The organism is Aquisalimonas asiatica (assembly GCF_900110585.1).
GTDB lineage: Bacteria > Pseudomonadota > Gammaproteobacteria > Nitrococcales > Aquisalimonadaceae > Aquisalimonas > Aquisalimonas asiatica.
On sequence record NZ_FOEG01000002.1, the window covers coordinates 423,883 to 442,771 of the forward strand.

17 protein-coding genes are annotated in these 18,889 nt (G+C 68.4%); 5 read left to right on the plus strand and 12 right to left on the minus strand.

Annotated elements, in window-relative coordinates; genetic code table 11:
- Positions 1–5 precede the first annotated feature (5 nt).
- From BMZ02_RS06705 to BMZ02_RS06725, 5 genes are all read right to left on the minus strand, one after another.
- Complete coding sequence (locus BMZ02_RS06705) at positions 6–3,092, minus strand: aerobic carbon-monoxide dehydrogenase large subunit (protein ID WP_091641188.1); 3,087 nt, start codon at positions 3,090–3,092, stop codon at positions 6–8.
- Between the two features lie 42 nt (positions 3,093–3,134).
- A complete protein-coding gene (locus tag BMZ02_RS06710) occupies positions 3,135–3,629 on the minus strand; it encodes a (2Fe-2S)-binding protein (RefSeq protein ID WP_091641190.1) in 495 nt (164 codons plus the stop codon).
- A 2-nt stretch (positions 3,630–3,631) separates the two neighbouring features.
- Positions 3,632–4,501, minus strand: coding sequence for an FAD binding domain-containing protein (locus BMZ02_RS06715; protein ID WP_091641192.1), 870 nt, complete (start codon positions 4,499–4,501; stop codon positions 3,632–3,634).
- Between the two features lie 174 nt (positions 4,502–4,675).
- Positions 4,676–5,407 (minus strand): LytTR family DNA-binding domain-containing protein, encoded by a 732-nt coding sequence (locus tag BMZ02_RS06720; protein ID WP_091641195.1) that lies wholly within the window; start codon positions 5,405–5,407, stop codon positions 4,676–4,678.
- Between the two features lie 60 nt (positions 5,408–5,467).
- Complete coding sequence (locus BMZ02_RS06725; RefSeq protein ID WP_139209158.1) at positions 5,468–5,908, minus strand: hypothetical protein; 441 nt, start codon at positions 5,906–5,908, stop codon at positions 5,468–5,470.
- Between the two features lie 74 nt (positions 5,909–5,982).
- On the opposite strand from BMZ02_RS06725, the gene BMZ02_RS06730 reads away from it, so the two are divergent.
- The 4 genes from BMZ02_RS06730 (at position 5,983) to BMZ02_RS06745 (ending at position 11,311) form a co-directional block, all read left to right on the plus strand.
- Positions 5,983–7,104 (plus strand): PQQ-dependent sugar dehydrogenase, encoded by a 1,122-nt coding sequence (locus BMZ02_RS06730; protein WP_091641200.1) that lies wholly within the window; start codon positions 5,983–5,985, stop codon positions 7,102–7,104.
- On the plus strand, positions 7,061–8,296 hold the full coding sequence (locus tag BMZ02_RS06735; RefSeq protein ID WP_091641203.1) for an MFS transporter: 1,236 nt from the start codon (positions 7,061–7,063) through the stop codon (positions 8,294–8,296). Before BMZ02_RS06730 ends, BMZ02_RS06735 begins: the two co-directional genes overlap by 44 nt.
- A gap of 115 nt (positions 8,297–8,411) precedes the next feature.
- Positions 8,412–10,106, plus strand: coding sequence for a methyl-accepting chemotaxis protein (locus BMZ02_RS06740; protein ID WP_091641205.1), 1,695 nt, complete (start codon positions 8,412–8,414; stop codon positions 10,104–10,106).
- 35 nt (positions 10,107–10,141) lie between these two features.
- Positions 10,142–11,311 carry an MFS transporter gene (locus tag BMZ02_RS06745; RefSeq protein ID WP_091641906.1) on the plus strand — a complete coding sequence of 390 codons (1,170 nt, stop codon included), beginning with the start codon at positions 10,142–10,144 and terminating at the stop codon, positions 11,309–11,311.
- On the opposite strand, the gene BMZ02_RS06750 is transcribed toward BMZ02_RS06745, so the two are convergent.
- The 7 genes from BMZ02_RS06750 to BMZ02_RS06780 all read right to left on the minus strand — a co-directional run bounded on the left by BMZ02_RS06750 (position 11,296) and on the right by BMZ02_RS06780 (position 17,994).
- Positions 11,296–12,396, minus strand: a complete 1,101-nt coding sequence (locus BMZ02_RS06750; RefSeq protein ID WP_091641208.1) for a PAS domain-containing sensor histidine kinase — start codon at positions 12,394–12,396, stop codon at positions 11,296–11,298. The two genes, BMZ02_RS06745 and BMZ02_RS06750, sit on opposite strands and share 16 nt — an antisense overlap.
- 38 nt (positions 12,397–12,434) lie before the next feature.
- On the minus strand, positions 12,435–13,262 hold the full coding sequence (locus tag BMZ02_RS06755; RefSeq protein WP_091641210.1) for an alpha/beta fold hydrolase: 828 nt from the start codon (positions 13,260–13,262) through the stop codon (positions 12,435–12,437).
- A 14-nt stretch (positions 13,263–13,276) separates the two neighbouring features.
- Complete coding sequence (locus BMZ02_RS06760) at positions 13,277–14,710, minus strand: protein adenylyltransferase SelO family protein (RefSeq protein WP_091641215.1); 1,434 nt, start codon at positions 14,708–14,710, stop codon at positions 13,277–13,279.
- A gap of 63 nt (positions 14,711–14,773) precedes the next feature.
- Positions 14,774–16,279, minus strand: coding sequence for a PH domain-containing protein (locus tag BMZ02_RS06765; protein WP_171909838.1), 1,506 nt, complete (start codon positions 16,277–16,279; stop codon positions 14,774–14,776).
- A complete protein-coding gene (locus tag BMZ02_RS06770) occupies positions 16,272–16,823 on the minus strand; it encodes a PH domain-containing protein (protein WP_091641220.1) in 552 nt (183 codons plus the stop codon). The genes BMZ02_RS06765 and BMZ02_RS06770 overlap by 8 nt, the downstream gene beginning before the upstream one ends.
- A gap of 13 nt (positions 16,824–16,836) precedes the next feature.
- The gene (locus tag BMZ02_RS06775) at positions 16,837–17,403 is read right to left on the minus strand and encodes an RDD family protein (RefSeq protein WP_091641222.1); all 567 of its coding nucleotides are present in this window, start codon (positions 17,401–17,403) and stop codon (positions 16,837–16,839) included.
- Between the two features lie 33 nt (positions 17,404–17,436).
- On the minus strand, positions 17,437–17,994 hold the full coding sequence (locus BMZ02_RS06780) for an NUDIX hydrolase (protein ID WP_091641225.1): 558 nt from the start codon (positions 17,992–17,994) through the stop codon (positions 17,437–17,439).
- Between the two features lie 106 nt (positions 17,995–18,100).
- On the opposite strand from BMZ02_RS06780, the gene BMZ02_RS06785 reads away from it, so the two are divergent.
- On the plus strand, positions 18,101–18,889 hold the full coding sequence (locus BMZ02_RS06785) for a sulfite exporter TauE/SafE family protein (protein WP_216110730.1): 789 nt from the start codon (positions 18,101–18,103) through the stop codon (positions 18,887–18,889).

Here is an 18,889-nt window from a genome sequence, read left to right on the forward strand (position 1 = left end):
GCGCCTCACTTGCGCCCGAACAGCCCTTTGATCATCTGCCACAGCATCGCCAGGGCGTTCATCTCCTTCGGGCCCTCATCGAGCCGGCGGCGCGCCTCCTCGGCGGCCGCGCCCTCGCCCTGGGCGGCGACGCGGTTGCGGAAGGTGTCCACGAAGTCCTGCAGCATGCGGTCGGAGACGCTCTCGAGCATGCGCCCGCCGAAGGAGGCGAGCTTGCCCTTGAGCTCGATGCGCGTGCTGCCCACCAGCTCGCAGTGGCCCTGCCCCCTGTCCTCGATACGGGCCGTGAGGGTCATGGTGGCGCTGGAGCTGCCCTTGGTATCGCCGCCCCGGCCGGCCATACGCAGTTCGTGCCGATCCGGGTCGATGCCCAGCACCTCGATGTCGCCCTTGAAGCTGGAGGTCACCGGGCCGACCCGGAGTTTCATCTCGCCCAGGTAGGTGTTCTCGCCGGTCTGCTCGACGATGGCGGCACCGGGCATGCACGAGGCCACCTGATTGACGTCCTGCAGCAGCGCCCAGGCGGCATCCGCCGGCACGTCCAGCGGGTAGTTGCGATCCAGGGTGACCTCCATGCCCTTGCTGCTGCCACCCTTGTCCGGGGAGCTGATGGCCGCGGCGGAGCCACCGGCGGCATCGCCCGTCGGCGGCCGGCGCTTCGGTTCGAACGGCACCACGTTGGCCGCCTCCGGCCGCTGGTCCAGCTTGAGGGCATGCAGGGTCTGCCACACGCGGTAGGCGTTGTGCGGCATGTTCACATGACCGCTGCCGAACTGCTCCAGGGCGTCGTTGATGGCGTTGGAGAAGCAGGGAATGCCGCCCACGTGGGAGGACTCCCCCACCCCCTTGGCGCCGATGGGATGGTGCGGCGACGGGGTCACCGTGTGATCCAGCTCCCAGTAAGGCGTCTCCACCATGGTGGGCAGGAAGTAGTCCATGAGCGACGCGCCCTGGATGTTGCCGGCGCCGTCGTAGGGCAGCTCCTGCCCCATGGCCACGGCGAACGCCTCGCACAGGCCACCGTGCACCTGCCCCTCGATGATCATGGGGTTGATGCGGGTGCCGCAGTCGTCCAGGGCGTAGAAGCGGCGGATGGCCGTCTCGCCGGTGTAGCGGTCGATGTCCACCACGCACAGGTAGGCGCCGAAGGGGTAGGTCATGTTGGGCGGGTCGTAGTAGTCCACCGCCTCCAGCCCCGGCTCCATGCCCTCGGGCACGTTGTTGTAGGCCGCCCAGGCGATCTTCGGCATGTCGGTGACCTGATCCGGCACGCCCTTCACCCGGAAGCCCTCGCCGGTCCACTCCAGATCGTCCTCGCTCACCTCCATGAGGTGGGCGGCGATCTTCTGCGCCTTGTCGCGGATCTTGCGCGCGGCGCGCGCCGTGGCGGCACCGGCCACGGGCGTGCTGCGGGAGCCGTAGGTGCCGAGGCCGTAGGGGGCGGTGTCGGTATTGCCCTCTTCGATGATGATGTTCTCGGAGGGCAGGCCGATCTCGCTGGCGATGATCTGGCCGTAGGTGGTCTCGTGGCCCTGCCCCTGGGTCTTGGTGCCCATGCGCGCGATGACGCTGCCCGTGGGGTGCACGCGGATCTCGGCGCTGTCGAACATGCCCACACCGAGAATGTCGCAGTTGCGCGTGGGCCCGGCGCCGACGATCTCGGTGAAAGTGCACAGGCCGATACCCATGATCTCGCCGCGCTCACGCTTCTCGCGCTGCTCCCGGCGCAGGCCCTGGTAATCGCAGGCGTCCATGACCTGCTGCAACGCCGTGGGGTAGTCGCCGCTGTCGTACTCCCAGCCCAGCGCCGACTGGTAGGGGAACTGCTCCGGCTGGATGAAGTTCTTCATGCGGATCTCGGCCTTGTCCATGCCGAGCTTCACGGCGAGCACGTCGATCATGCGCTCGATGAAGTAGCACGCCTCCGTCACCCGGAACGAGCAGCGGTAGGCAACGCCACCCGGGGTCTTGTTGGTGTAGACGCCGTCCACCCGCGCGTAGGCGGTCTTGATGTCGTAACTGCCGGTGCAGATGTTGAAAAAGCCGGCTGGCCACTTGCTCGGGTCGGCGCAGGCATCGAAGGCGCCGTGGTCGGCAAGCACGTAGGCGCGCAGCCCGAGGATCCGGCCATCCTCGGTGGCGGCCAGCTCGCCGGTCATGTGGTAGTCACGGGCGAAGGCGGTGGTGGAGAGGTTCTCGATGCGGTCCTCGATCCACTTCACCGGCCGGCCCAGAACGATGGAGGCGACGGTGGCCACCACGTAACCGGGATAGACGCCCACCTTGTTGCCGAACCCGCCGCCGATGTCCGGGGCGTTGATGTGCACCTTGCTCTCGGGGATGCCGGAGAGCGTGGAGAAGACGGTGCGCACCACGTGCGGCGCCTGGGAAGTGAGGTGCACCGTGAGCTCGCCCTTGACCTTGTCGAAGGACGCGACACAGCCACAGGTCTCCAGCGGGCAGGGGTGCACCCGCGGGTAGAGCATGTCCTGCTTGACGGTGACCGCCGCCTCGCTGAACACCCTGTCGGTGGCCTCGGCATCGCCCACGTCCCACGTGAACACGTGGTTGTGGTGGATGCGCTTGCTGTGGGCGCCCTCGGTCTGGCCCTCCAGATCATCGCGGATCACCACGGCATCGTCGTCCATGGCGCGGTGCGGGTCCACCAGCGCCGGCAGCTCCTCGTACTCCACCTCCACCATCTCGATGGCATCGGCGGCGATGTAGCGGTCGTCGGCGATGACCATGGCCACTTCCTGGTTCTGGAAGCAGACCTTGCCGTCGGCGAGCACCATCTGCTTGTCGCCGGCCAGGGTGGGCATCCAGTGCAGTCCGAGGGGGGCCAGGTCCTCGGCGGTGAGCACGGCGTGGACGCCGGGCATGGCCAGGGCCTTGTCCTTGTGAATGGCCTTGATGCGGGCGTGGGCGTGGGGGCTGCGGACGAAGTCGCCGTAGACCATGCCCGGCAGCTGGATGTCGTCCACGTAGTTGCCCTTGCCCTGAATGAAGCGTGCATCCTCGGCACGCCGTCGGCGGCAGCCAACCCCGCCCAGCCGCTCGTTACGCTCCAGCTCGTCAGCGGTTATCGCCATGGAACACGCCTCCTCCTCGATTCAATGCCACCGGCGGCACGCCTATTCGGCGGACTCGGCCTCGGGCTGATTCATCTTGCCGCTCGCCGCCTGCACCGCGTTGATGATGTTCTGGTAGCCGGTGCAGCGGCAGAGGTTACCGGCCATGCCGTGGCGGATCTCCTCGGCCGTGGGGCTCGGGTTCTCCTGCAGGAAGCGGTAGGCGCGCATGAGCATGCCCGGCGTGCAGAAACCGCACTGCAGTCCATGTTCCTGGAAGAACGCCTCCTGCAGCGGATGCAGGCCGTCGGCACCGGCCAGGCCCTCCACCGTGCGGATGTCGGCGCCCTGGCACTGCGCGGTGAGCACCGTGCAGGACTTCACCGAGGCGCCGTCCAGATCCACGGTGCAGGCGCCGCAATGGGAGGTCTCGCAGCCGATGTGCGCGCCGGTCAGGCGCAGACGGTCGCGCAGGGTGTGGATCAGCAGCTCGCGGCTGTCCACGGCCACATCCGTGGACTGCCCGTTGATGGTCACGGTGACGGCGTGCTTGCCCATGCTCACTCCCCCCTGGTGCGCCGCAGCGCGGTGGTGATGGCGCGACGGGTCATCTCGCCGGCCATGTGCGTCTTGTACTCGGGGCTGCCGCGCAGGTCGGCCGCCGGCTCGCAGATGCTCATGGCGGCCTGCGCCGCACGTTCGATGGCGGCAGCGTCCACCGTATGACCCACCAGCACCTCTTCCGCGTCTTCGGCGCGCAGGGGCGTGGGGCCGACGTTGGTCAGCGTGATCCGCGCGCGCCGGCAGGTGTCACCCTCCATCTCCAGCAGGCAGCACGTCGCGGCCGTGGCGTAATCCCCGGTCTTGCGCTTGAACTTGGCGTAGGCCCAGCCGTGATCCGCGGCCGGGACCGGGACGCGGATGGCGGTGACCAGGTCGTCGTCGCGCAGTGCCGTCAGGTATGGCCCCAGGTAGAAGCCGTTGGCCGGCTCCCGGCGTTCGCCGGCCGCGCTGCGGATCACGAACTCCGCCTCCAGCGCCATGAGCACCGCGGGGTGATCGTTGCCGGGATCGCCGTGCAGGGCGTCCCCACCGATGGTGCCGCGATTGCGCACCTGGGGATCGGCGATGAGCCGTGCCACCTCGGGAAGCACGGGGCAGCGCTGCTGCAGGATCGCCGAGTCGATCAGGGCGTTCTCGGAGGTCATGGAGCCGATGACCAGCAAGTCGCCCTCCTCGCTGATACCGCGCAGCTCGGCGATGCCGTTCAGATCGATGAGATGGGCGGGCTCGGCAAACCGCAGTTTCATCATGGGGAGCAGACTGTGGCCACCCGCGAGCAGTTTGCCGCTGTCACCATGCCGGGCCAGCAGCGCCACGGCCTCGTCCACTCCGCTGGCCGAGTGGTACTCGAAGTTGCCAGGGATCATGCGCGCACCTCTTGGGGTGTCGTTCTCGAGCCTCGCCGGGCCTGAGCCCGGCGCCTCCTCCCGGCGGCCGCAGCCGCCCTGCTCCCGAGTACAAGACACGGACGGGCGGGCCGCAAGCGCCCCTGCACCAATGGCGGCCCTGGCGACATGAACGGCAGTCTGGGTGCGTGAATGTCAGGCGAGGCCGAACAGCCCCTTCACCTGTGCCGCATTGCTGCGGCTGACGGGGATGCGCGACTCGGTGGGATCCTGCATGACCAGCAGGTGCTGCTCCTGCTCGCGCTCCAGGGCAACGGCGTGCGCCAGATTGACCATGTAGCTGCGGTGCACACGCAGGAAGCGGGCGGGGTCCAGCCGCCCCTGCAGGTCGGCCAGGGAGAGATTGCACAGGTAGTGCTCGCCGCCCATGGCCACTTCGGTGTAATGGCCGCCCGCCTTCAGGTAGACCACGTCCGCGAGGTCCAGCAGCATCACCCGGTTGTGCTTGTAGACCGGGAGCTTGAACAGCTGCCGCCGCTCCACATCCTCGTCCGGCAGCGCCTCCCGGGAGGTTTCGTCGGTCACGTCGAAGAAGACCAGGCAGGCCCCCACCGCCTCCCCGCCGGTGCCGAAGATCCGCGACAGCTTGATCAGGAGGACGCGGTCCGGGATGTTGATCATCATGGTCATGGGCGGCGGCGACCGGGCGGGACAGCCGTCGGTGCGGCGGGCGGAATCGAGCAGCCAGGCGATCTTCTCGCGGCTTTTCTCCGGGTGCAGCTGCAGCACTTCCCGGCCGAGCACTTCACCAACGGCCACCCCCAGGATCTGGCTGGCAACACCGTTCATGCCGACCACGTGGTTGTTGTCGTCGAGCCAGATGACCCCGGGATCGAACTGCTGCAGCCGGTGTTCGAACGTGGACATGTCAGGCAACCTCGGTCAGGACGCACGGGCCATGCCGGCAACCGCCGCCATGGCCACTACCTACCCGCGCGCCGCGGTCCAGCGGGCGAAAGCCACACCGCCCACGGCGCCGCCCAACGCCATGAGCGCCATGCCGAACGGGCTGCGCGCAGCCGCCACCGGCGTCACCGGCAGTACGGCGGCCATGATCACCAGGGCACACATCACGCCGACACCACCGGCGAGAAAATACAATGCCATGCGCGCATCGGGCGCCCGACGCGCCAGCAGACCGGCAACGGGGAACGCCAGCAGCAGTGCCGCCGCCACCACCAGGGCCCAGACCGGCGCGAAGCCGAACAGGTCACGCACGGTCACGCCCAGCCACTGGGCGGGCGTCACCTCGACACCCAGTGAGACAATCGCCGCCATGCTGAACTGGCTCTGGACGATAGAGCCGAGCACAGCGGCCACGGCCACCGCACCGATCCATGCCACTCCGTACCGCACTGCTGATTTCATTCCAGTCATGGTGTAAACAGAGTCGTCAGTATGCTGCTATGGTGTCAATTCCCGATTGCCACAGGGTCGCACGAATGCCCCCGAAGCGCGTACTGGCCGCCGCGCTCGCAACCGCTCTGGCTGTCATCATGCCATCCGTTGCAGCAGCGAGCCCCGAACATCAGCGCGAGACCATCGCCGACGATCTGCGCCACCCCTGGTCACTGGCCTTTCTGCCGGATGGCCGCATGCTGGTCACCGAGCGCGAAGGCGGCCTGCGCGTGATCGAGGACGGCACCCTGCATGACGATCCGGTGGCGGGGCTGCCGGACATCTACGTGCGCAACCAGGCGGGCCTGTTCGACGTGCAGCCCCACCCCGACTGGGACGACAACGGCTGGATCTACCTGAGCTTCGCCCACGGCAGCGACAGCGCCAATACCCTGCGCGTCATCCGCGGGCGCCTGGACGATCACCGGCTCACGGACATCGAGACCATCTTCACCGCCGAGCCCACCCGCGACACGCCGGTCCACCTGGGCGGTCGCCTGCTGTTCCCGGGCGATGGCACCCTGCTGGTCACCTACGGTGACGGCTTCGACTACCGCGAAGACGCGCAGCGGCTGGACAACCACACCGGCACCATCCTGCGCCTCACGGACGATGGCGACGTGCCGGCGGACAACCCGTTCGCGGAGGCGCCCGACGCGCGCCCGGAGATCTTCAGCTACGGCCACCGCAACGTCCAGGGCGTGATCCGCGATGCCGACAACGACCGCCTCTGGGCCCACGAACACGGCCCCCGCGGCGGTGACGAGCTGAACGTGCTCACCCCCGGCGGCAACTACGGCTGGCCCGTGGCCACCCACGGCGTGGACTACTCCGGTGCGCGCATCACGCCGCACACCTCGCTCCCGGACATGGAAGACCCGGTGTACGTCTGGACCCCGGCCATCGCGCCCGCCGGCATGGCCCAGTACCGGGGAGAGGCGTTCCCGGAGCTGGATGGCGACCTGCTCATCGCCGGGCTGGTGGCACGCAGCATCATCCGGGTTCAGCTCGACGGCACGACGGTCACCGACACCAGCCGGCTGTTCGAGGACCTGGACCGGCGCATGCGCGATGTCCGGGTCGGCCCGGATGGCGCGATTTATCTGCTCACGGACCACGCCGATGGCGAACTCATCCGCATCACACCAGCAAACGGAGACCAGTGAACTGACTACGGCAGCGCCGGCGGGCGAGAAACGCAATGTCGCCATTCTCGCCATCAACCAGGCGCTGTTCCTGATCACGTCGATCACGGTCATGACCCTGGGCGGGCTGGTGGGCCAGCAACTGGCGGCAACGCCGGCGCTCGCCACCCTGCCGGTGGCCGCCATGATGGTGGGCACGGTGGCCTTCACCCTGCCCGCTTCGCTGTTCATGAAACGCTACGGCCGCCGGCCGGGCTTTCTCATCGGCGCCATCTGCGGCGGCGGCCTGGGCGGCGCGATCGCCGTGGCCGGCATTGTCGTCTCCAGCTTCTGGCTGTTCTGTCTCGGCAACCTGCTGCTCGGGCTCTACCAGGGTTTCGCCATGTACTACCGGTTTGCCGCCGCGGATGTCGCCTCCGACGCCTTCCGCAGCCGTGCCATCTCCCTGGTCATGGCCGGCGGCGTCATCGCCGCCTTTCTCGGGCCCTGGAACGCCAGCCAGGCAACCGCCCTGTTCGCCGCCGCCCCCAACGCCGGCCCCTACGCCGTGATCATCGCACTGGCACTGGCGGGCTCCGGGCTGCTCGCGTTCCTGCGGGTGCCCGCGGCCAGCGAACCACCCCCGGACGCCGTGACCCGCTCCTTCGCCGACATCGCGGGGCAACCCGCATTCCGGGTCGCACTCATCACCGCGGCCGTTGGCTATGCCATCATGATCCTGGTCATGACCGCCACGCCCCTGGCCATGCAGGCCGAGGGCTTCGGCATGCGCGAGGCCGCCATGGTCATGCAGTGGCACGTGCTCGGCATGTTTGCCCCCTCGTTCATTACCGGCCACCTGATCGCCCGCTTCGGCCTGGGCAACATGCTGCTCACCGGCTGCGCCGTGCTGGTGGCCTCGGTGGTCGTCGCCGTCAGCGGCGCCACCTTCACGCACTTTCTCACGGCACTGATCCTGCTCGGCATCGGCTGGAATTTCCTGTTCGTCGGCGGCAGCACGCTGCTGACCCAGACCCACACGCCGGCGGAACGGGGCAAGACCCAGGGCGCCAACGACCTGGTGGTGTTCTCCCTGGTGGCGGTCGGGTCGCTGCTGTCGGGGCTGCTGTTGCACAACGTCGGCTGGACCTGGCTGAATCTGCTGATGCTGCCGGCAGTGGCAGTGACCGCCATCGCCGTCTGGCGGCTGCAGCGCTTGCAGTCCCGACCCTAGTCAGGGTCAAGTTTTCCGGTGGCCGGCCGACACGTCCGGGGACACGCGCAGTCGGCCGTGACCAACCCCGCCGACGCGCGCCACGCTACCCGACGGCCTGACGAGGACGGATACCGTGCATGGTCCCTTCAGCACACGCCTGATCACCCTTGCCGCAGTACTCCTGTTGCTGCACGCCCTTGCTCTGGGCGGTATCGCCATGGGGTTGATGCCCACCGGCGTCATCGCGGTGCTCACGCTCGGCGCCGGCGTGCTGATCGCGGCCGCAGCCATCCACCTCTGGGGCACCCGCGCGGACCGTGCCGTACACGAGCTGCGCGCGGGGCTGGACCGCATCCACGGCAGCGGCGGCGACCTCAGTGGCGACCTGTCGCAGGACAGCGCCGATCTCGCCGGCGTGGACTCGGCCAGTGAGCAGGTGGTGGCCCAGCTCCGGGAGACCCTGGGCGACCTGCGCTACCGCGCGCTGGATATCGCCGTGGAAGCGGCCCGCCTGCGCAAGACCACCGGCAGCGCCGAGCAGCGGGCCGAGGATCAGGAGTCCTACTCCCAGCTCATCTTCCAGTCCAGCGAAGAGACCACCCGGGCGCTGGAGGACATCTCCGGGCGCAGCAACGTGATGTCCGCCAACAACGCCGAAAACCTGGAACAGGTGCGCAGCTCCCGGGACGAGCTGGGCCACGCCTCGGACCGCATCACGGAGATGAGCCGGCGCTTCGAGCAGTTCGCGGAGACCGTGGGCCGGCTCACGGACAGCGCCGGACAGATCCGCTCGATCATGAACCTGGTGCAGGGCTTCTCCAACCAGACCAACCTGCTCGCCCTGAATGCCGCGATCGAGGCCTCCCGGGCGGGCGAGGCGGGCCGCGGTTTCGCGGTGGTCGCCGAGGAAGTCCGCGATCTCGCCAGCAAGGTGCACGAGGCCACCAGCCAGATCGACGGCATCGTCGCGGAGATGGATACCCAGGTGCAGGAGACCGTGGCCGGCAGCGAGCAGATGCGCCAGTACGCGGAAGAGACCCGAATCGCCGTGGGCGGCGCCACGGACACCTTTGCCGGCATGGTGGACGCGCTGGAGAACGCCCACGGCGAGCTGATCGCCATCGGCACCTCCATCGAGGAGCTGACGGTCACCAACCAGGACATCCATGCCCGCAGCACGGACATCCGCGACCTGGGCCAGCAGGTGCACCAATCCATGCGCGAGTCCGCCGCGTTCTCCGCCACGCTCCGCGAGGCATCGGAGCGGAGCATGGCGCTGCTGGCCCGCTATCGGCTGGGCGAGGGGACCCTGGAGAGCATCCTCGACACGGCGACGACCTACCGCGATCACATCCAGCGCACGCTGGAGGCGATGCTGGCCGAGGGGGTCAACCTGTTCGACCAGGACTACCAGTGCGTGTTCGACGGCAACCCGAAGAAATACACCACCGCCTATACCGAGGCCTTTTCCCGCCGCTTTCAGGACATGATCGACGCCGGCCGGGATGCAATCCCGGGCGGTGCCTATATGCTGATCATCGACCGCGCCGGTTACGCGGCCATCCACCACTCGAACGTCTCGGAGCCGACCACCGGCGACCCGGAGCACGACGTGCCGCGCAGCCGTCACCAGCGCATCTTCGCCGACAACGACACGGAAATCCGTCGCGCACGCAACACCGACCCGCTGCTGCTGCAGACCTACCTGCGGGATACGGGAGAGGTCTTGAACGATCTCTCGCTGCCCATCATGCTGCAGGACCGGCACTGGGGGGCGCTGATCTGCGGATTCCGCCCCGACGTGGTCATGCGACAGCACCAGGAGTAATGCCGCTCTACGGGCGGCGCCAACGCGGATCGCCCATGGATACAACACCACCCCGGTGGCTGCTGCCCGCCATCGTTATTGCCCAGCTGCTCGCCACCAGCCTGTGGTTTGCGCCCAACGCCGTTATCGGCGATCTGCAGGAGGCCTGGGGCACGGATGGCGGCGAAGGCATCGTCACCACGGCGGTCCAGCTCGGCTTCATCACCGGCACCCTCTGCTTCGCCCTCCTGGCCATTGCCGACCGATTTCACCCGGGCAACGTGTTTCTCCTCTCGGCGCTCGTGGGCGCCGGCGCGAACGCCAGCGTGCTGCTGGCCCCGGAACAGTTCGGCGCCGTCCTCGTGGCGCGCTTCATCGTCGGCTTCTCGCTCGCCGGCGTATATCCGGTGGGCATGAAGATGGCGGCCGGTTGGTACGGCGGCGGGCTCGGTCGGGCCCTGGGTTTCCTGGTCGGCGCACTGGTGCTGGGAACCGCCTCGGCCCACCTGATCAGCGCCGTTGGCGTCACCTGGGACTGGCAGGCCGTGATCCTTGGCACCTCGGCCCTGGCGGTGGTCGCCGGGGTGATCGCCCGCAGCGTACCGGAGGGCCCGAACCTGAAGCGCAGCGGCGCCGTCCGCTTTGCCGGCGTGTTCCGCGCTTTCCGCGTTCCCCGCTTTCGCGCCACGGTCATGGGCTATTTCGGCCACATGTGGGAGTTGTACGCGCTCTGGGCATTCATTCCCGTGTGGTTCATGGCCTATGGACTGGAGGGCCAGGCCCTGTCCATGGCGGCCTTTGTCTTCATCGGTGTCGGCGCTCTGGGCTGCGCCGCCGGCGGCCTGCTGGTGGAGCGGTTCGGTGGTGGCCGGGTGGCCATTGCCCAGCTCGGCACCTCGGCGCTGTGCTGCCTCCTGTCGCCGCTGATGCTCGCGGCACCACCGTGGCTGTTCGCCGTATTCGTGGTGGTCTGGGGCATCACCGCCGCCGGGGATTCACCCCAGTTCTCCGCCCTGAACGCCCGCCATGCGCCGGTGGACATTGTCGGTTCGGCGCTGACGCTGACCAACTGCATCGGTTTCTCCATCAGCATCGGCAGCCTGATGCTCCTGGAGTGGCTGCAGTTCCGGGTCGAGCCCGCCTATCTGCTGATTGCGCTGCTGCCGGGTCCGTTGCTCGGGCTGCTCGCCGCACGCCCCCTGTGGACACGTCAGGACGGCGACTGACCGGCGGCCAGGGGCAGGCTGAGGGTAAACGTGGACCCGTCGCCCTCCTCGCTGACGACCGTGAGGTCTCCCTCCATGGCCTGGGCCAGTTCGCGGCTGATGGCCAGGCCCAGGCCGACACCGCGGCGGCGCACGGCATTGTCGTCGTTGTCGAGCTGTGTGAACGGCTGGAAGATCCGGCCCCGGTCGGCTGCGGGAATCCCCGGCCCGGTATCGGCAACGTGGATCAGCACCTGGCGGCCCCGCTCCTCCCAGCGCACGGTGACGACGCCGCCCGGTGGCGTGAACTTGGCGGCGTTGGCGAGGACGTTGATGAGAATCTGCTGGATCCGGTCCGGATCCGCAGTCACACACACACCGGCGGGGCCATCCTCGCGCCGGTAATTCACCCCGCAACGGTCGAACTCCTGCCCCACCAGCGCTTCCACACGCTCCAGTGCCGTGGCCACCGGCAACCGCGTCAGGTTGATCGCCAGCTCCGTGGTGCCCATGCGGGTATAGCCCAGGATGTCGTTCACCAGGGTGTTCAGGTAACGCCCCGCCTCGTGAATGTAGCCCAGCTGGGCCTTCTGCTCGGCGTTGATCTCCCCGGCATGGCCGGCACGCAGCAGATCGGAGAAACCGATGATGGCGTTCAGCGGCGTGCGGAACTCGTGGGACATGGTGGACAGGAAGCGCTCCTTGGCACGGGCGGCCTCCTCGGCCTCGCGCCGGGCCTGCACCAGCTCGCTTTCGTAGTCGCTGCGCATGGGCGCCGCGAGGATGGCGTAATCCACCACATCCTCTTCCCCGGCGCGCCGGCGGGCGTTGAGGATGACGGGGACCGGCTCGCCGGTGGTGCTCAGCAGCCGCAGATACACTTCGCTGACGCTCCCCTGCAGCTTGAGGAGCGGGCGCATGTGCGTCTGGTGAAAGATGCGGCTGGGCGCGTCCATGAACGCGGTGAGGCGCTGGCCCATCAACCGATCAGGCCCGTCACACCCCAGCATCCGCGCCAGGGTGGCATTGGCCCCCAGCACCACGTCGCCGGCATCCAGATGCGCGATTCCGCAAGGGACATTATCCAGTCGTCCGTCGGTTCCCATTCCATCAACCTCGGCCAGGGAGGTCGGCCGCCGGCCGATCAGCGCCCGTTCCGGGAGGGTGGCGCACGGAGATAGTCCCGCAGGATCGATGCGGTCGCTTCGGGCGCGCTCACGTGCGGGAAATGTCCGCTGGCCTCGATCATGCGCAGGGTGCTCCCGGGCGTGTGTTGTTGCAGATACTCTCCCACCTCCGGCCGCGCCAGCGCATCATCCGTGCAGTGGATGATCAGCGAGGGCACTGTCGCACGGGGCAGCAGGTCACGGTTGTCGGAGAGAAAGGCAACCTCGGCAAACTCCCGCGCTATCCCCGGCGTATTCGCGGCCAGGGAGTGCGCCAGCTCGTCGGTGAGTTCGGGCTGCTCCGGGTTCTGCATCACCGTGGGCGCCAGCATGCGGGCCCAGCTGGCGAAGTTGTGCTCCATCATGTCCAGCAGGCTGAGGATGTCCTCACGGTCAAACCCGCCGGTGAATCCGGGCGGGTCGTTGCAGTAGCGCGGCGAGGCACCGATCATCACCAGGCCGGAGAAATGCTCCGGCGCACGAATGGTCGCTCTCAGGCCGATCATGGCGCTGATGGAGTGACCGACCAGCACGGCCTCCCGCAGGTCCAGCGCCCGGCAGATTTCAACCACATCCTGGGCGTAGCCGTCGATGCGGCCGTAGCGGCGCGGGTCGTAGGCACCGGCATCGGAGCCGCCGGAGCCCACGTAGTCAAACAGTACGATGCGATGATCCGCCTCGAACCACGGCAGGAGACGCCGCCAGATGGTCTGGTCACAACCGAACCCGTGGGCCAGCATCAGCGTCCGCTCGCCCTCACCGACAATTCGCACGTTGTTCCGCGCGATCACTTCATCCGTATCCATAGGGCTCCCTCGCGTCAGCGCCAGGCCACCCCGAGATCCCTGTGCGCGCGTGCCATCATACGCATGGCGTCGATGGCGTCCGTGAACGGTTCCCAGTTATCGTCATCGGCGATGGCCTTCCAGATCGCCTCCACCTCGTCCACGCGCATGGCCATGGGCTCCGGAGACTGCCAGTAGGCCGCCTCGCCCACGGTGGCGACACCCGGCAGGGGATCACAGGCCCGCAGCTCATCGATCACCCCGGACCAGTGCGCGGAGCGGTATGTGGACGCCTCCGGACTGGCTTCCAGGCGCTCCGGGGCAGCACCGCCGACCAGGTCGAAGAACGGCCGCTGGAACGGGATGTGGCTCGCCTCCATGGCCTCGTAGAAGTGTCCCACCAGCGCGCGGGCCTCGCTCCAGGGCTCGGGCGTCTGCAGACCGAGGCGGGTGAGCGTGCGCGTCACCACGGCCTCGTCGAAACGGGTCTCGAACGCCCCCACCCGGCCCTGCAGCTTGGCGGCCTGGCTGAGCGGCGCCAGGCTGCGGGCAAGCTGCTCCAGGTTCCACACCATGACGCCGGGCTGACGACCGAAGGCATACAGCCGCATGTGATCGAAATACGCCGCCGTGAAATAGGGGTCCAGGTGGGGCAGAAAGCGCCACGGCCCGTAATCGAAGCTCTCGCCGGTGATGACCACGTTGTCGGTGTTGAGCACGCCGTGAACGAAACCGGCGACCCACCACTCGGCGGTCATGTCCGCCGTGGCGCGAACGACACAACGCAGCAGACCGGCCACCGGATCCGGCTCGTCGGCGGCCTCGGGCCAGTAGGTCTCGATGCAGTAGTCCACCAGACGGCGCAGCTCGTCGCGCTGGCCCAGGCGCTCCAGCCGCTGGAACGTGCCGATGCGCACATGGCTGTGACTCAGCCGCACGAGCACCGAGGAGCGGGTGGGCGACGGTTCGTCGTGACGGAGCAGATCCTCGCCGGTCTCGATCAGGCTGAGGCTCTTGGACGTGTAACACCCGAGCGCCTCCAGCATCTCCGTTGCCAGGACCTCCCGCACCCCGCCCTTCAGGGTCAGGCGGCCGTCGGCGCCGCGGGACCAGGGCGTGCGCCCGGAGCCCTTGGTGCCAAGATCCAGCAACCGGTTCCGCTCGTCCCGGAGCTGGGCAAACAGAAAACCACGCCCGTCGCCCAGCTCGGGGTTGTAAGTCTGGAACTGATGGCCGTGATAGCGCAGCGCCAGGGGGGTCGCGAGATTGTCGGGCAACGGCTCGAAGCGGCCGAAATGCGCCAGCCACTCCGTCTCGTCCAGCGCGCCCAGCCCGATACGCTCGGCCCAGTGCTGGTTGCGGAAACGCAGCCGCAGATCCGGAAACGGCGCCGCCTCCACGGCATCGTAAAAGGCGGGCCCCAGCTGCTCGTGCCGGCTGTCGGGGGTGTAGTGGGATGATACGGGCATGGGCGGACTCCCTGCGTGAACACGCGACGCCGGCTTGGGGCCGGGGTCGCCCGGTGCGCCTGCTCAGTCGCGCCCGGACTGGAGAGCATGGTCGCCCGGTGGCGCTTCCACGTGCAACAGCGTGCGGTTCGCCAGCGCGGTGGCCTCGGCAAGGTCGACCCAGGGAATCCGCTCCGGGCCACTGGCCAGGGTAATCTGCAGCGTGGCTACCCCCCACCGGCGCTGGAACCAGCTCTGCTGCAAGCGGATGGCCTGGGCGTTGCCCAGTGGAAAGGCGGAGGTGCGCCGCCCAAGCAGCCCCGTGCGAATAAAGGCGTGGTCGTCATGCACGCGCCAGCCCACGGCCAGCCAGCGCAGGTGCCCCAACGTCCAGGCCAGGGGCGGCACGGCCAGTGCGGCCAGCAGCCACCACGGTTGGCCGGCGCTGGCGGACACGAACCCGACAACCGCCAGCAGCACCAGCGCGAAACGCACGGCCATGGCACGCCGGTAGCGGGGGTGGACCCGGGCATAGTCGCCTTCCAGGGCAAGCTGCGGCCAGAACACCCGCGCCAGCGCCGGCCCCTCGGCGACACCGAGCCCGGGAATCAGAAACCCCTGTCCGGCGTGGTCCGCGGCGCGTGGCAGGCCTCCGTACTGCCGGCAGACCAGATACCCGCGCCCCAGGAGGCGCCCGAGTGCGGTCTGCACCCACTCGACGGACTGCAGCTTGCGCGCGGAGAGGACCTGCTCCTGGCGATTGAACAGCCCGCTGCGCTGCACGTAGCGGTCGCCCTCGGTCACCAGGGTAAAACCGTGGAAACGCAACCACGCCACCACCACCGACACCAGCATGAGCAGCGCGACCAGGCCGACCAGAATGGTGCTCCCGGCAATCCACGGGGATTCCACGACCATCCGCACCCCGGCGGAATCACCCAGTGTGTCCAGATGCTGGCGTGCCAGCCGTTCCAGGGGCTGCAGCACCGGCGCGAGAAAGGCCGCGAACAGATAGACGGAGTTGCTGGCCAGCCCGTGCAGGGTCAGGCCGCGGGCACCGAGCCGGAAGACCACCTCTGTTGACGGCGTGCCGGCCGGGGCACCATCACCGTCCGGCACCGGGCCGCCGCTGCTCAGAGCCTGCCGCAACGACTCCGCCAGCGGGCGCCGGATCCCGGGCAGCTCCAGTTCGGTGGTCACGCCGCCAGGGGTGGCGGCACTGAACCGGACGATATCGAACGGACGCATGTACGCCGGCTGCTCCAGGCTGATGTGCTGGATCCGGCCTGCGGAGAGCTTGAGCTCGGTGCGCTCGAACAGCCCCTTCTGCACCAGCAGCACGTCGTCATCCAGCCGGAAGCGGAAGCGGCGGTAGTACACCAGACTCAACAACGCGGCGATCAGCAGAAGTGCCGCCAGGGCAAGGACCACCTCGGTGGCACCGATCCGCTCGATCACCGCCACCCCGGCGCCGGCACCCAGCAGCACCGGCACGTTCTCGCGCACGAACTGCAGCACTCCGCGGACGAACAGAAAGACCACGGACCAGGGCGAGAGGCGCTGCCAGCCCGCCGCCACCGCCTCAGTCAAGAGGGCCATCCTCGGGCGGCGGGGTCGTGAGGCCATCCCGGGCACGGATGCGCTCCAGAAGGTGCTGGCGCAGCGATTCTGCCGTCTCCGGCCGCAGGCCCGCCAGCACGAGATCGCCACTGGTGCCGCCGGCGGTGAAACAGGTGAGCCGCATCAATCCGAACACACGCTCCAGCGGACCGCTGGCCGTCTCCACATGCTGGATGCGGCAGACCGGGAGGACGGTAGTCCGCTGCACCACCAGCCCGGCCTGATGGATGAGGTCCTCCTCGCGCAGGGCGAAGGCGCGTCGCCGGGCCTCCAGAGCGGACAGTACCGCGGCGCTCGCAGCCACCACCAGCACCGCCGCGAGCAGGGCCGCATGCGCCGGCAGGGGCACCGAGGCCCAGAGCGGGGTCAGCAGGACGATCAGCGTCAGCGGCCCCCAGAAGCCCAGTGTCGCAATGACCCTGTAAGGCGCGAACCGCGTCGAGACCGGCGTCAACGCAACCCGCTCGAAGGCCGGCAGGGCGTCCACGTCCACGGGGTCGTTGCGGAACGTCATGGCGCGGCCTCCGCTACGATGACACCCGGACAACCAGCGTCCCGGCGATCATGTCGTGCAACCCCTGTTTGCGCCGGGTGAAGGCAACCATGATGTAGCCGATCATCAGCAGCACGCCGGAGAGGATCTCGGCGAAATACCGGCCGGTCGCCCGGGCAAAGGAGATGCGCCCGCCCTCGAGATCCGTGACCTTCATGCCCATGAGCATCTTGCCCACCGTGGCCTGATAGCTGGAGCTGTGCATCCCCGCCCAGTACATCCAGCCGACCACCAGGTTGAACGTATCCCACCAGGTCCACCAGTGCGCCCCGGCGCCGGCCGGCTGCTCTCCCGCCAGCGTGCCCGGCGCCAGCAGCATCTGCAGCACGGTGAGCGGCAGGATGAGCACCAGCATGTCCAACAGGGCCGCGGCGACGCGGCGCCAGAAGCCGCCGTAGGCAATGCCGGCGGCCGGACCGTCACCGAAGAAACCCGTTTCCTCGGCCACCAGGCGCCGCTCCCCCGCATCCAGTGGCGCACCACACTTTTCGCAGAAGCGGGCGTCATCGGCGTTGGAGGCTCCACACTGGGGACAGTACATCAATGAACTCCTTTTGCAGTACGCGAGGGCGGGTCACAGCCCGCCGGTGAGGTTGCCGGTCCCGCCTTCCGGATTCTGGCGGGGGGCGAATGCCGTGTGGTCACGGGTCTCCTGAAAGTGCGCCAGCGCCCAGTGCACCGTGGGGAACGCGATCTCGTCCCGGGGGATCTCATCGGGGTGGAACAATGCCACTTCGCGGGACTCGGGGCCCGCTGAGACCTCGGGCGACGTCAGCCGGGCCCGGTAGATCAGCTGCACCTGGCTGATCCGCTGGATGGTGTAGACGGCCAGCAACTGCTCGATCTCCATCTGTGCGCGCGCTTCCTCCCAGGCCTCACGGCGCGCCCCCACCTGCACGTCTTCGCCGAGTTCCAGGTAACCGGCGGGCAGTGTCCAGTACCCGATGCGCGGTTCGATGGCGCGACGACAGAGCAGAATCCGGTCGCCCCAGTACGCCACCGACCCCACGACGATCTTGGGATTCTCGTACTGGATGAAACCGCAGTCGTCGCACACCAGGCGCTCACGGTCATCGCCTTCGGGAATGCGGCGGGTGAAGTTGGCGGGATCGAACGGGTTGCTCGTGCTCATGACAGGCGAGTCTATGCGTCCGCGCCTGACGCGACAAGCGCCCCCGAAGGCCCAAAGCCTCCCCCCGGTGTTCTCGGTTATCCTGCCGGTCAAACAGGAGTCGGACGTGATTGCGGACCTCTTTGCAGACCTCTGGGCACAATTGATCCCCGCGGCCCTGTCGGGCTGGAGCATGGCCGTGCTGCTCGCCAGCAGCCTGCTGACGTCATTCATCACCGCGGCCTTCGGTGCCGGCGGCGGCGTCCTGCTGCTGGGGATCATGACGGTCTACCTGCCGGTGACCGCGGTCATCCCCCTGCACGGCGTGATTCAGGCGGGCTCCAACGCCGGGCGCATGGCCCTGGGACTGCGGGACATCCGCTGGCCGATGGTGCTGGCGTTCACCGCAGGCGGCGTCATCGGCGCCCTGGCGGGGTCACAGGTGCTGATCCGCCTGCCCATGGGATGGATGGAGCTGGCACTCGGCGCCTTCATCCTGTGGGCCTGCTGGGGGCCGAAACCGACCCTGCGCCGTGGCTCGCGGGCGCGGATCGCGGCCGGTGGCGCCATCACCAGTCTGGTGACGCTGTTCGTCGGCGCCACGGGCCCCTTCGTGGCGGCCATGCTGCGCACCATGCAACTGGACCGCCACGTGCACGTGAGCACCTTCTCCGCGTGCATGGTGATCCAGCACGGGCTGAAGATCGGCGTGTTCGGCCTGCTGGGTTTTGCGTTCGCCCCCTACCTGCCGTTTCTCGCGGCCATGCTGGCCGCCGGATTCGTGGGGACGGTGCTGGGGCGGGTCGCCCTGAGCGGGCTCAGCAACCGCGGATTCCACACCATCCTGAACGTCATTCTCACGGTGCTGGCCCTGCGCCTGCTGTTCTCGGGCACCCACTCCCTGCTCGCCGGGTAG